15 protein-coding genes are annotated in these 13,420 nt (G+C 32.3%); 10 read left to right on the forward strand and 5 right to left on the reverse strand.

Annotated features, from left to right (window positions below; translation table 11 throughout):
- The 3 genes from BLS90_RS13030 to BLS90_RS13040 all read left to right on the forward strand — a co-directional run.
- On the forward strand, positions 1-286 hold a 286-nt coding region (locus tag BLS90_RS13030), incomplete at its 5' end, for an integrase core domain-containing protein (RefSeq protein ID WP_139171427.1).
- Between the two features lie 70 nt (positions 287-356).
- Positions 357-818 carry a DUF1801 domain-containing protein gene (locus tag BLS90_RS13035; RefSeq protein WP_091258389.1) on the forward strand — a complete coding sequence of 154 codons (462 nt, stop codon included), beginning with the start codon at positions 357-359 and terminating at the stop codon, positions 816-818.
- A gap of 22 nt (positions 819-840) precedes the next feature.
- Positions 841-1,380, forward strand: a complete 540-nt coding sequence (locus BLS90_RS13040) for an SRPBCC family protein (protein WP_091258392.1) — start codon at positions 841-843, stop codon at positions 1,378-1,380.
- Positions 1,381-1,453: 73 nt separating this feature from the next.
- Here BLS90_RS13040 and BLS90_RS16915 read toward each other — a convergent pair whose 3' ends face one another.
- The 4 genes from BLS90_RS16915 to BLS90_RS13055 form a co-directional block, all read right to left on the reverse strand.
- Positions 1,454-1,630, reverse strand: coding sequence for a hypothetical protein (locus BLS90_RS16915; protein WP_175455485.1), 177 nt, complete (start codon positions 1,628-1,630; stop codon positions 1,454-1,456).
- A 60-nt stretch (positions 1,631-1,690) separates the two neighbouring features.
- Positions 1,691-2,644 (reverse strand): phosphoribosylaminoimidazolesuccinocarboxamide synthase, encoded by a 954-nt coding sequence (locus tag BLS90_RS13045; RefSeq protein WP_091258395.1) that lies wholly within the window; start codon positions 2,642-2,644, stop codon positions 1,691-1,693.
- A gap of 282 nt (positions 2,645-2,926) precedes the next feature.
- Positions 2,927-5,275 (reverse strand): S9 family peptidase, encoded by a 2,349-nt coding sequence (locus BLS90_RS13050; RefSeq protein ID WP_091258397.1) that lies wholly within the window; start codon positions 5,273-5,275, stop codon positions 2,927-2,929.
- Between the two features lie 64 nt (positions 5,276-5,339).
- Positions 5,340-6,152, reverse strand: a complete 813-nt coding sequence (locus BLS90_RS13055) for a Cof-type HAD-IIB family hydrolase (protein ID WP_091258399.1) — start codon at positions 6,150-6,152, stop codon at positions 5,340-5,342.
- Between the two features lie 194 nt (positions 6,153-6,346).
- Between BLS90_RS13055 and hmpA the strand changes: the two genes are divergently transcribed.
- Entirely contained in the window at positions 6,347-7,549 is a 1,203-nt protein-coding gene (hmpA, locus tag BLS90_RS13060; RefSeq protein ID WP_091258401.1) for an NO-inducible flavohemoprotein, read from the forward strand.
- Between the two features lie 11 nt (positions 7,550-7,560).
- A complete protein-coding gene (locus BLS90_RS13065) occupies positions 7,561-7,980 on the forward strand; it encodes an Rrf2 family transcriptional regulator (RefSeq protein ID WP_091258403.1) in 420 nt (139 codons plus the stop codon).
- A gap of 51 nt (positions 7,981-8,031) precedes the next feature.
- Here BLS90_RS13065 and BLS90_RS13070 read toward each other — a convergent pair whose 3' ends face one another.
- Positions 8,032-8,982: a PhoH family protein gene (locus BLS90_RS13070; protein ID WP_091258405.1), complete on the reverse strand. Its 951-nt coding sequence runs from the start codon at positions 8,980-8,982 to the stop codon at positions 8,032-8,034.
- A 182-nt stretch (positions 8,983-9,164) separates the two neighbouring features.
- On the opposite strand from BLS90_RS13070, the gene BLS90_RS13075 reads away from it, so the two are divergent.
- From BLS90_RS13075 to gldG, 5 genes are all read left to right on the forward strand, one after another.
- Positions 9,165-9,992 carry an SAM hydrolase/SAM-dependent halogenase family protein gene (locus BLS90_RS13075; protein WP_091258407.1) on the forward strand — a complete coding sequence of 276 codons (828 nt, stop codon included), beginning with the start codon at positions 9,165-9,167 and terminating at the stop codon, positions 9,990-9,992.
- A gap of 53 nt (positions 9,993-10,045) precedes the next feature.
- On the forward strand, positions 10,046-10,522 hold the full coding sequence (locus BLS90_RS13080) for a DUF1493 family protein (RefSeq protein WP_175455486.1): 477 nt from the start codon (positions 10,046-10,048) through the stop codon (positions 10,520-10,522).
- Positions 10,523-10,569: 47 nt separating this feature from the next.
- Complete coding sequence (locus BLS90_RS13085; protein WP_091258410.1) at positions 10,570-10,866, forward strand: putative quinol monooxygenase; 297 nt, start codon at positions 10,570-10,572, stop codon at positions 10,864-10,866.
- A 74-nt stretch (positions 10,867-10,940) separates the two neighbouring features.
- The gene (gene gldF, locus BLS90_RS13090; RefSeq protein WP_091258412.1) at positions 10,941-11,666 is read left to right on the forward strand and encodes a gliding motility-associated ABC transporter permease subunit GldF; all 726 of its coding nucleotides are present in this window, start codon (positions 10,941-10,943) and stop codon (positions 11,664-11,666) included.
- Positions 11,666-13,351: a gliding motility-associated ABC transporter substrate-binding protein GldG gene (gene gldG / locus BLS90_RS13095; protein WP_091258414.1), complete on the forward strand. Its 1,686-nt coding sequence runs from the start codon at positions 11,666-11,668 to the stop codon at positions 13,349-13,351. Before gldF ends, gldG begins: the two co-directional genes overlap by 1 nt.
- Positions 13,352-13,420 lie beyond the last annotated feature (69 nt).

The raw sequence follows: 13,420 nt of genomic DNA on the forward strand, positions 1-13,420 counted from the left end.
AAACGGAATACTACCAAGTATGACACAAAACTCTGACCCATATGAAAATGCAGTAGCGGAAAGAATAAATGGAATATTAAAACAGGAATTCATGATTGATAAATACAACCTAGATTTAAAAATCATGAAACAAATTGTAAAAGAATCAATCAGTATATACAATGAATTAAGACCTCATTATTCTAATTTCATGCTGACTCCAAACAAAATGCATATACAAAGTCAAATTAAAATGAGGACATATAAAACAAAAAACACTTGCAAAAAAGTTTTTGCAAGTGTTTAATTAAATATTTTTATCTAATAATCTGTATCGGTTATTCAGGACAAGACATTTACTCAAACAATTCATAAAAATGCCATCAACCGCCACATCGATAGAAGCGTATTTAGAAGAAATTCCAGAGGAAAGAAAAATAGCTTTTACAAAACTTAGGGAAACTATTCTTAAAAATATTCCAAAAGGATTTGTTGAACAAATGTCCTACGGCATGATTGGTTATGTTGTGCCACATTCCATTTATCCAAACGGCTATCATTGTGATCCAAAATTACCGTTACCTTTCATAAGTATTGCTTCGCAGAAAAATTTCCTCGCCCTTTACCACATAGGAATTTATGCCATGCCGGAATTACTGAATTGGTTTGTGTTCGAATACCCAAAACAAAGCAAACAAAAATTAGACATGGGAAAAAGTTGCATCCGGTTTAAGAAGATAGACCAAATTCCGTTTGACTTAATTACTGAACTCGTCCAAAAAATATCTGTTGACGAATGGATAAAAACATATGAAACTCAATTTAAACAATCGAAATAATCATTAATTTAAAATTAAAATCATGAATATTATCAAAAAAATTGTTTTAGGAATATTTGGAATCATTGTTTTGGCATTGCTAATTGCTTTATTTCTGCCAAAAGAATATGCTATTGAAAGAGAAATTATAATCAACCAACCCAAAGACATTGTATTTAATTATGTGAAATTATTGAAAAACCAAGATAATTTTAGCGTTTGGTTTTCCAAAGATCCAGCGATAAAAAAAACATTTTCGGGAACTGATGGAACCGTTGGAGCAGTTGCAGGTTGGGACAGTAAAGATCAAAATGTTGGCGTAGGTGAACAGGAAATTAAGAAAATAGTTAAAGGCGAACGAATCGATTCTGAGTTGCGCTTCAAAGTTCCCATTGAATCAACCGCTTTTGCTTTTATGTCAACTGAAGCTATTTCGCCAAATCAAACTAAAGTAAAATGGCGTTTTAACGGAAAAATGCCTTATCCAATGAGTTTGATGTTACCAATAATAAATATGGAAGAAATGCTGGGAAAGGATTTACAAGATGGATTAAATAATTTAAAAGCAATTTTAGAAAAATAATTCGCTTTTAACAAAAGAAAACCGCAATTCTAAAGTGAATTGCGGTTTTTAATAAACTGTGTTGTATAATTATTTATTTTTCAAGTGTTGCTTTAGCATTTAAACAAAATCCAACAATATTAAGTACAAACCCAATAAAAATTAATCCTCCAGCAATTAGACCTGCTCTTCCAGAGTTTGGATACTCAATAAGTAGATAAATGGAAATCGATATCATAACAAGACTAATATTGTAAATTGAATTTTTCATAGTTTATGTTTTTTTTATCAACTAAAGATAACTATATGTTTTAAATAAAAGCTAATGTTTTTATATGTTAGCCAGATATTCCAAAACATTTTTCTCTATTCTTTCATTAATATTAGTGATATCTGCTTTAACAAATTTCTCTCCAAGAATGTTTTCATACAATTCGATGTACCTTTCAGAAACTGTTTCAATGTATTCATCAGTCATAGTAGGAATGGATTGCCCTTCCAAACCTTGAAAACCATTTTCGATTAACCAACGACGAACAAACTCTTTCGATAATTGTTTTTGTTCTTCTCCTCTGTTTTGACGTTCTTGGTATCCTTCTTCGTAAAAATAACGAGAAGAATCCGGTGTGTGAATTTCGTCAATCAAGACAATTACACCTTCTTTAGTTTTACCAAATTCATATTTGGTGTCCACCAAAATCAAACCACGACTAGCAGCAATTTCAGTTCCTCTTTGAAACAAATCTCTTGTGTATTTTTCTAAAACTATATAATCTTCTTCAGAAACAATTCCTTTCGATAAAATATCTTCACGAGAAATATCCGCATCGTGTTCTCCGTTATCCGCTTTGGTTGTCGGCGTAATGATAGGTTCCGGGAATTTGTCATTTTCTTTCAAATAGTCAGGCATTTTCACGCCGCATATTTCTCTTTTGCCAAGAGCATATTCACGAGCAGCATGACCCGAAAGATAGCCACGGATTACCATTTCTACTTTGAAAGGCTCACATAAATGACCCACAGCCACATTGGGATCAGGAGTTGCAATCAACCAGTTTGGAACAATATCCTGTGTTAATTCCATGAATTTAGTAGCAATCTGGTTTAGAATTTGACCTTTATATGGAATACCTTTTGGCAAAACTACATCAAAAGCCGAAAGCCTGTCAGTAGCTACCATTACCAAAAGTTCATCATCGATATTATACACTTCTCTTACTTTACCGCGGTAAACAGATTTCTGGTTTGGAAAATTAAAATCAGTAGTTGTGATGGTGTTGCTCATTATACTAGTTGTGTGTGTGTTTATTTTTGTTGCTGCAAATTTAAAACTATTTCATAGAGTTTCGCAAAGAAAAGAATGGAACTCTTTCATTTTATTTTATGGTTGTCCATTACTTGTACCAAACTACATTTTACAAATGAAATTTAGCTCTTTTGTCATTTCGACCAACTGGAGAAATCGCATAACGAGAGCAACTGATGTGATTTCTCCTCCGTCGAAATGACAAAATAAAACGCAATGGTATTAGTATCGGATAGTCATATTTTATTTTTATATCTACAATTATTTTTCAAGTAACGTTTCTTTGAATAAATTTAGGATTCGGCTGTATTCATCCACCCAAGAATAGGTTTCTTTAAATCCATGTGCTTCCACTGGAAAACTGGATAAACTCCATTTTTTCTTCCCTAATTCGATAAAACGCTGAGACAAACGAACAATATCTTTGTATTCTACATTATCATCTACCATTCCGTGCAACATTAATAAATCGCCTTTTAAATTATCTGCAAAATAGATTGGAGAACTTTTTTTGTAAGCATCGGGATCTGTTTCTGGGAAATTAAGAATATTTCCGGTGTACCCATGATTGTAATGTGCCCAATCCGTTACAGATCGTAAGGCTGCACCTGCTGCAAACTCATTGGGCGTCGTCAACATTCCCATCAACGTGATGAATCCGCCGTAAGAACCGCCATAAATCCCGACACTTGTCGCATCGATTCCATGATTTTCAACTAGATATTTCTTTCCGTCAATTTGATCTGTTAAATCTTTCCCACCCATAAAACGATAAATTCCTGTTCTAAAATCACGTCCGTAACCATCGCTACCTCTATAATCAATATCTAAAACGGTATAGCCTAAATCGACCAATAAATTATGAAACATGTACTCTCTGTGATATGTACTCCAGTAATTGTGTGCGTTTTGCAAATAACCGGCACCATGAACAAACAAAATAGCTGCTTTATTCGCATTGGCCGTTTGTGGCTTATACAATCTGGCATTTACAAGAGTTCCATCCTGCGCTTTGAAAGTAATGACTTCCGGTTCCCGCCAAGAATACCCTTTGAAACTTTCAGATGTTGATGACGTTATCTGATTTAAGTTCGTATTCTTTTTATTAGGCGCTACATACAATTCCCAAGGTTTATTTTTATAAGAATAGCGTACCAATAAAGTACTCTCGTCGGGAGATAAGCTCACTTCATGAGCGCCATCTTTAATTAAAATAGGTTGTAAAACAGGATTTGTAACTTCTAATTTATAAAAGTTTCTGTTACCAGGATGCGTAGTCGTTGTGGTCAAATAAAAAGATTTTTTGTCTTTTGCCAAACTTACGTTGCGCACTTCCCAATTTCCTTTAGTGAGTTGGATGTTCTTTTTTGACTTAAAATTATAAGTATATAAATGAGAATAACCCGTTTCTTCGGACTGAAAATAAACCGTTTCATTGTCTCCCAAAAACCCAAGCGTTCCTCTTCCATACGAATTAGATGGTATTCCTGGGCCGCCAATCCAAGCTTCATCGTGTTGATGATCTAATTCTCGAAAAGTTCCATTTTCTAAATTCAAACTGACAATCCATCGGTCTTTGTTGTCCTGACTTCTTATTTCACTAATTGCATATGAACCATTTTCATTATAGATAGGTTCTTGAACTACGATTAGTTTATTCTTTTTTGCTGCAGTTTTTGATTTTTCATAGCTCTCTAAATATTTAGGAACATCCATAATGTGACTCAACGATGAAAAATCCACAAAATAAACAGAATCTTTGGCGATGTTATAAATCCCGAATTTAGTAGCTAATAAATTATCTACAGATACTTTTTCCTTCGTGTCTTCAATTTGGTTGTAACCATCAGCAGTTATGAAAAGTTCCATTTTTTCACTTTTTCGTTCTGAATCTTCTATTAATCTGAAGGTGGCGAAATTTCCTTTTGGATCGACTTTCAAGCTTCCAAATGTGTTTTTCCCATAATAATATGGTTTTGGAAAATCAGATTTTGTAGTTTTTGATTTGGCCAAGTTCCATTTTTTCAGTGCTTCCTGATCTCTAATAAATTGAAATAGTTCTTCTTGTTGGCTTTTCAAAAAAGATTCTTTGTCACTGGCTTTCTCATCCGATTTTCCTTTGCGAAAATTCGTAATTTGAATAATAGAACCTTCATTAGTATTAAACTGAAAAAGATTTTCATTTTGTCTGAAATACAATATTCCTGCAACAGCGCCCATTTGTAAATTAGCAATTGGACTGCTTTGTTGGTACAATTTTTTAGAGGTTTTATTTTTCAAGGAATATGAAAACAATCTTCCTTTATCAATGTAATAATACAAATCCGGATTGGCTGTTTTTTTAAAATCTAATTTTGAAAAAGCGGCTTCATTTGGAGAAGCTAATTCTGGTTTTGACAATCCGTTTTTCCAAAAATAAGTACTGGCACCCAATTCATTATTTGGATTCCAATCAAAATATACTTTCTTACCATCCAAAGACCACCTTTCATTTTCTGGCGAAACTCCAATGAAAGCATTTCCTTTCATTATTTCTTCCAATTTTAAGTTTTGGCTTTGAATTGCAATGGAAAATAAAATACAGATACCAAGGAGTAACTTTTTATTCATGTTGATTATAATTTAATATTAAAATTGAAAATTATGCTATGTTTAAAACAGCCGTAAAACTAGGTTATTGCAGTAATTCTTTGGCTATATATTTTGCTACTCCATCATGATTATTCGGTAAGATAACTTCTAAATGAGATAATTTATTTTTCAAACTATCAGGAGCATTTCCCATAATTAAACCTTTTCCAGAAGATTTAAGCATGTTTTCATCGTTATAGCCATCACCAAAGGAAATTGATTCCTGAAATGCAAAATTTTCTTTTTCTAAAATCTTGGCAATCGCAATACTTTTATCTACAGATTTATCCATAAATTCTAAACAGTAAGGAAGACTAAAAGCATGACTAAAAATACCGGAATGATTTTCTAAAATCTGATCTCTTAATGCAATTAATTTCGAATGTTTATGGTGCGTGAAAAACACTTTTATAGCACTCAAATCTTCTAAGCTGGAAAAATCTACCAGTTGAGGATGATAATTTACCTCGGGTTGAAATTCGTTTAATTTTTCATTATGCTTGTTCGTTTGCCAAACATTTTCTCTAAACAAAACTGTTGTAATTTCAGAGTCAATATCTAAAGATAAAACAGATTTTATGGCATCGCTTTCCATATCAAAGGAAAATAAAAGTTCTTTTTCAGGGGAATGTATGCGCGCTCCATTTGAAGTAACTAAATAAAGAGGAATGTCTAAACCTGCTACAATAGGCATTGCATCCAAGTGGTGGCGACCAGTTGCTACAATAATTAAATAATTTTGATTGTGAAGTTCTTGAAAAACAGTTTTAGTGTATTGAGATATTTTGTGATCTGAATTGAGTAAGGTTCCATCTAAATCGCTGATAACTACTTTAATTTTTTCTTTTAAAATCATTTCTTTTTAACTGAGATTTTATTAATTCCAAATTTATTGTATTTTTAAGAGAAACGCAAAAAATTATAAAAAGTTTAGGTTAATCTTTATTGACGATATTTAAAAAAATAAATTTAAAACAAATTGTTGTATATTAAATACAACAATATATAAAATGATTGCTATATTTGTAAAAATTAAAATATAATAAAGTCATGAATACAAGTCAAAAAGAATTAATAAAAGCAACTGTACCAATTTTAAGAACAAATGGAAATGATTTGATAACGTATTTTTACCAAAGAATGCTATCAAATAATCCCGAGTTGAAAAACATTTTTAATATGGCAAATCAAGCTAGTGGAAAACAACAAAATGCTTTGAGCGGAGCTGTTCTTGCATATGCTGAAAACATAGAAAATCCTACGGTTTTGATCAATACATTAAAATCTATTGGAAATAAACATGTGAGTTTAAATATTCAACCAGAGCAATATGATATTGTTGGAAACCATTTAATTGGATCGATAAAAGAAGTATTGGGTGATCTCGCAACAGTAGAATTAATTGAAGCCTGGACCTGTGCTTACAATGAATTGGCTCTAATAATGATTAGTATTGAGGCTGAAATGTATCAAAAAACAATTAATAAAAAAGGAGGTTGGAAAGGCTGGAGAAGCTTCAAAATCTCCAAAATTGTAAAGGAGAGCGACGAAATAAATTCATTTTACCTTAAGCCAGAAGACAACAAAGAAATTGCCGATTTCTATCCAGGTCAATATATATCAGTGAGTGCATTTATTCCTGAATTAGGTCATAAGCAGCCTAGACAATATAGCCTGTCCTCTTATTCTAATAGTGAATACTATAGAATCTCGGTAAAAAAAGAAATCAGTCAAAATACAACTACTGATGGAATTGTTTCCAATGCATTACATAACAAAAAAGAAGGTGATATAATTGAAGTTAGCGCACCAGCGGGAGTATTTTTTGCAGATCCAAAAGCTAATAATCCTTTGGTGTTAGTAAGTGGCGGTGTTGGACTAACTCCCATGATGAGTATGGTAGAAACCAATAAAAATTCACTTCAAAAAAATCGAACAGTTTGGATTCACAGTTGTCGTAATGAAAATGTTCATGCGTTCAAAGATACTATCGAGGAATTAAACAACGAAAATGAGTGGTTAACTTCTTTCGTTTTTTACGAAACTTTACCCGAATCAGAAACAAACGCTATCGAAGGAAGAATTGATTTGCATCAAATAAAAGAAGAAATCCTTATTGAAGATGCAAAATATTATATTTGCGGACCGGCTATTTTTATAAAAGTTCAATATCAATCTTTGGTTGCACTTGGTGTAAATAGAGAAAATATACTTTACGAAGAATTTGGCCCACAATTATTAAGCCTTAATTAGCAAATTTTAATATGAAATTGAATCACTTTACCGATTTTAGTATGCGCGTTTTGATGTATTTAAATCAAAAAAATGATACTCCGCAAAGTTCCTTAGATGATTTAGCCAATACTTTTAAAATTTCGCGAAACCATCTCATTAAAGTGGTTCAATTTTTATCTGCAAACCAATTAATTCTCACTAAAAGAGGAAAGAATGGCGGAATAGTGATTTCTCAAAAAGCAAGAGAAATTCGATTAGGCGATTTGATTCACTTATTAGAACAAGATGATACACCTATCGTCAATTGTGATTCAAAACCTTGTATCTTTCAATCACACAATTGCAAACTAAAATCATTGTTCAATACCGCTTATCAAACTTTTATTGAAAGTTTAAATCAGTATACACTATCTGATATAGAATTCAAAAATTGGAGTGCTATGTTTTAAGAATATCAAAAAAAATTACAAACGGAGGCTTTATAAAAGCCTCCGTTTGTTTTAATCGTTATTCTCAATCATCTTGTAAGCATCAATCACTTTTTTAACTAATCGGTGTCGTACAATGTCTTTGTCATCAAGATAAATGATTCCAATTCCATCAATATCTTTCAAAACCAATAAGGCTTCTTTGAGTCCAGAAATGGTTCGTCGTGGTAAATCGACCTGGCCAGGATCTCCTGTAATCATGAACTTAGCACTTTTACCCATTCGTGTCAAAAACATTTTCATTTGGGAATGTGTGGTGTTTTGGGCTTCATCTAAAATAACAAAAGCATTGTCTAGTGTTCTTCCACGCATGAATGCCAAAGGCGCGATTTGGATGACTCCTTTTAGAATATAATCTTCTAGTTTTTCATTCGGTAACATATCACGTAAAGCGTCATACAAAGGTTGCATATACGGATCTAATTTTTCTTTCATATCACCTGGAAGAAAACCTAGGTTCTCCCCTGCTTCTACTGCTGGACGAGTCAGAATAATCCTTTTGACTTGTTTTTCTTTGAGTGCTTTAATAGCCATTGCAACTCCAGTGTAGGTTTTACCGGTACCGGCAGGTCCAACGGCAAAAACCATATCATTTTTTTCCATGGTATCCACCAACAATTGCTGATTGGGTGTCATAGCTTTAATGATTTTTCCACCTACTCCATGCACTAATATTTTGTCGTGTCCCTGAAATTTCCTGTCTTCCTGAATATCCCCTAGAATGACGCGCTCAATTACATTATTATCGATGTTATTGTATCTTGAAAAGTGTAGCATTAATCGTTGAAAACGTTTTTCAAACTCGTCCAAAACCTCTTTTTCTCCAAAAGCTTTCAGGGTTGTTCCCCGAGCGACAATCTTTAATTTTGGATAGTATTTTTTAATTGTTTCAAGATGAGTGTCTTGAGCGCCCCAAAAGTCTTTTGGAGCGATGTCTATGAGCTCGATTATTCTTTCGTTCAAATGAGGTAGTTTTTAATTAAAATTCATTTTTTTGTGAATCAATTGGCTGTCGGGTGTATTTCTGATTTTTAATTAGAAATTGTTTTTTCTTTTTCGTTTTTTGTGTTAACTATTATTAGCTTTGCACTTCTCAAATTTAATAAAATTAGGTTTACATAACACCAATAGTTATAAACAAAATTATGTCAATAATTACCCTAACTACTGATTACGGCTTGAAAGATCACTTTGTAGGAGCGTTGAAAGGGAAAATCTTATCTGAATATTCCGAGGCGAAGATTATTGATATTTCACATGATATTGATCCATTCAACACAGTAGAAGCAAGTTACACAATTAGCGCATCATATGATAGTTTTCCAAAAGGTACGGTTCACCTTATAGGAGTAGATATGGAATCCAACAAAGAAAATCAACACATTGTGATGCAATGGAATGATCATTATTTTATTGCTGCTGATAATGGTATTTTAAGCATGCTTTCACAAAAAATTGTTCCTCAAAAAATGGTCGCAATTAACATTCACGATCGTTTAGCCAGTGATGCGGCTGATCTTGATGTATTTGTAAAAGTAGCCTGCCATCTCGCCAAAGGTGGTTTAATGAATGTCATTGGCAAAGAAATAAATAGCATAAAACAAGTGACAGATTTACAAGCTGCGCTGGCTGCTGATGGTACTTCATTGAAAGGTCACGTCATTTACATCGATCATTTTGGGAATGTAGTCACTAATATTTCTAAAAAATATTTTATCGAAGTTGCCAAAGGAAGGCCGTATGAAATTGTTTTAAAAACCAAAAACATCAAAACCATATTGCCAAACTATTCTGCTATTGCGAGTTCCGATAAATATCCGATAAAGTCTTATGAAGGAGAAAAATTAGCTATTTTCAACGAAGCTGGTTTTCTGGAAATTGCCATTTTTAGGAGTAATCCATCTAAAGTAGGCTCAGCCAATAGTTTACTGGGACTGAATTATAGAGATGTCATAAATATCGTTTTTAGATAATTTTTTTGATAAAAGATTAACGATTTATGATTGTAGATTTAAAGCAACACAAAATGAAAACAATTATAAAAAACAGTTTTAAAGATTTAAAGCAAAATTATATTGAAATGCAACAATTTCTTGAAGACAAATCTGGAGAAAAAAATATTAATAACAAATCAAAAGTAGCAAATGATTTAAGTCTTTTGGGAGATGATAATTATGATATGTTGAAAAACTTTATTACAAAATACAATATAGATTTTTCAGATTTTAAATATGATGAACATTTCGAAAGTGAGGGTGAACTTTTTAGTTCTGCCTCAGTATTTTTAACAATATTGCTAATCCCATTATATTTTATTAAAATTATTCTATTCCTTATATTCAAACCATTCTCAAAAAGCCATTCAAAAACAATTAATGATTTTAATTTTTTTATAAAAGAACATAAATCAAACAAAATTGATTTAACAATGGGAGATTTAATTACATTTAAAATTCAAGGAAAGTTCTCTTTAAGAGAAAATGTCAAATTTGTTCTTAACTAATTGCAAAATCTGAAATCAAAAATCGTTAATCATAAATCTAAAATCTAATGTTTGTACGCATAGTAAAATTGAGTTTTCACGAGGAAAATATTCCTGCTTTTTTAGAAAATTTCGAGTTAATAAAAGAGAAGATACGAAATGCTCCCGGAAATCGTTTCTTAGAACTGTATCAGGATAAAAACAATAAAAGTATTTTCTTTACCTATAGTTATTGGGAAACCGAAGCCGATTTAGAGAATTACCGAAATTCGGAACTTTTTTACGATGTTTGGACATTCACTAAAAAATTATTTAATGACAAGCCAGAAGCTTGGAGCGTGGATAAATTAGTTACTTTAGAATAAAAAATAGTTTAAGGTTTAAAGTTGTTGGATTGGGAACTTTAAACATTAAACATTTCAAACCTTAAACATAAAGCATGAAATCAATTGTATTACGAGAAATAAAATCCTTTTTTGGTTCGCCGATTGGCTATTTAGTTATTGCCATATTCTTAATTATCAACGGATTATTTCTTTGGGTTTTTGAGGGAGATTATAATATTTTGAATACTAGCTTTGCTGATTTAACTCCCTTTTTTACCTTGGCGCCTTGGATTTTGATCTTCTTAATTCCTGCCGTAACCATGCGCAGTTTTTCGGATGAGAAAAAACAGGGAACACTAGAATTGTTGCTGACTAAACCATTGAGTATTTGGCAAATTGTAAACGGAAAATTTCTCGGCGCTTTGCTTTTAATTGTAATGGCAATTATCCCAACATTCATTTATGTAGCCGTTATTTCTAATTTAGGAATACCGGAAGGCAATATCGATATGGGAAGCACAATTGGTTCTTATTTTGGACTATTATTTTTAATTGCAGCCTATTCTGCCATCGGAATATTTACTTCAACACTATCGGATAACCAAATTGTAGCTTTTATTGTTGCCGTATTTTTATGTTTTTTCTTCTATTTTGGTTTTGAAGGTTTGGCTTCTGTTGTTCCAAATGTATCTTCTATTATTGCAAACTTAGGAATGCAGGATCATTTTAAAAGCATGAGTCGTGGGGTATTAGATACGAGAGATATTCTTTATTTTACAAGCGTAACTGTGCTCTTTCTCTCCTTTACTGTTTTTAATCTAAAATCTTTCAAATCGTAATGACAGCTTCTAAAAAAAATAACCTAAAATCTGTATTGATTATCGTTGCAATTGTATTGGTTTTAAATACATTGGGAAGTTCGTTTTTTCATCGTTTTGATTTGACAAAAGATAAAAGATACACGCTTTCCCCTACTTCCTTAAATATTATTAAACAAGTTCAGAATCCGTTGTATATAAAGGTATTCATGCAAGGCGATTTACCGGCTGAATTTAAAAGATTACAGCAGGAAACAAAGCAATTACTAGAAGAATTTCAGGCTTACAATAACAATATCGTTTTTGAATTCGTAGATCCTTTGGAAAACGAAGACGCCAGCATGAACAATATTAAAGAATTGTATCGAAAAGGGCTTACGCCAATAAATATAACCGTAGACGACAAAGGAAAGCAATCTCAAGCGATGGTTTTTCCTTGGGCAATTGCCGTTTACGATAATAAAGAAGTGAATATTCCATTGTTGAAAAACATTATGGGCGCTTCCACAACTCAAAAAGTAATTGGATCTGTTCAACACCTTGAATACTCCATTGCCGAAGGCTTGAATAAGATTACCAAAGCCAAGCAAAAGAAAATTGCTGTAATCAAAGGGAACGGAGAATTGCAAGATGTTTTGATGGCCAAATTCCTTTTACAAGTTCGCGAAAGTTATTTTATTGGACCTTTTACTTTGGATTCAGTGGCAAAAAATCCAATAGGAAGTTTAGAAACTTTAAAAAAATATGACTTGGCTGTTATTGCAAAACCTACTGAAACGTTTTCCGATGAAGAAAAACAGGTTTTGGATCAATATATTATGAATGGCGGAAAAACATTGTGGTTGCTTGATCAAGTTTTAGTTGAAATGGATAGTTTATACAATGCGTCTGGAGCCACGCTAGCGTATCCAAGAGATCTGAATTTGAATGATCTGTTTTTTAAATATGGTATCCGTATTAATCCTGATTTAGTAAAAGACGAGCAAGGAAGTCCTATTAAATTAGCTACTGGAGAGCAAGGAAGTGCTACTCAATATCAAGAATTCAATTGGAAATTTGCGCCACAAGTGTATCCAAATAGTGCGCATCCCATTGTGAAAAATTTGGGTGGAATCAGATTTGATTTTGCGAATCCCATCGACACCTTGAAGAACGGTATCAAGAAAACCATACTGTTACAATCGTCACAATATTCGACAAAAATAGGAACACCAGCAGAAATAAACCTGAATAGCGTAGCCGAAGAAACTTCGCCAAATGATTACCTAAACAAAGGGAATATTCCTCTATCAGTATTATTAGAAGGTTCCTTCCAATCCATGTTTGAAAACAGAGTGCTTCCCTTTGAACAAAAAACATTTCAAGGAAAGGGAAAAGAGAACAAAATGATTGTCATATCAGATGGTGATTTGATCAAAAACCAATTGGATAAAAACTTTGAACCAGTAGAATTGGGCTACGATCAAAGATCTGGCAATTTATACGATAACAAAGATTTCCTCATAAATTGCGTCAATTATCTACTAGACGATAATGGACTTATTAACATTCGAAGCAAAGATCTTGATTTACCTTTATTGGATAAAGAAAAAGTTTATGAAAACTACACTAGAACACAGCTCTTGACGATTGGACTTCCATTGCTTATTTTAGCCCTTTTTGGAATCCTATTTACTTATCTTCGAAAACGAAAATATAGTAAATAAGTCCTAAAGTCTAATGTCTTAATGTCTAAAAGTGAAGTTTATAATATACTGTATAAATCAATTTTTACT

This window comes from Flavobacterium omnivorum (assembly GCF_900099915.1).
Taxonomy (GTDB): Bacteria; Bacteroidota; Bacteroidia; order Flavobacteriales; family Flavobacteriaceae; genus Flavobacterium; species Flavobacterium omnivorum.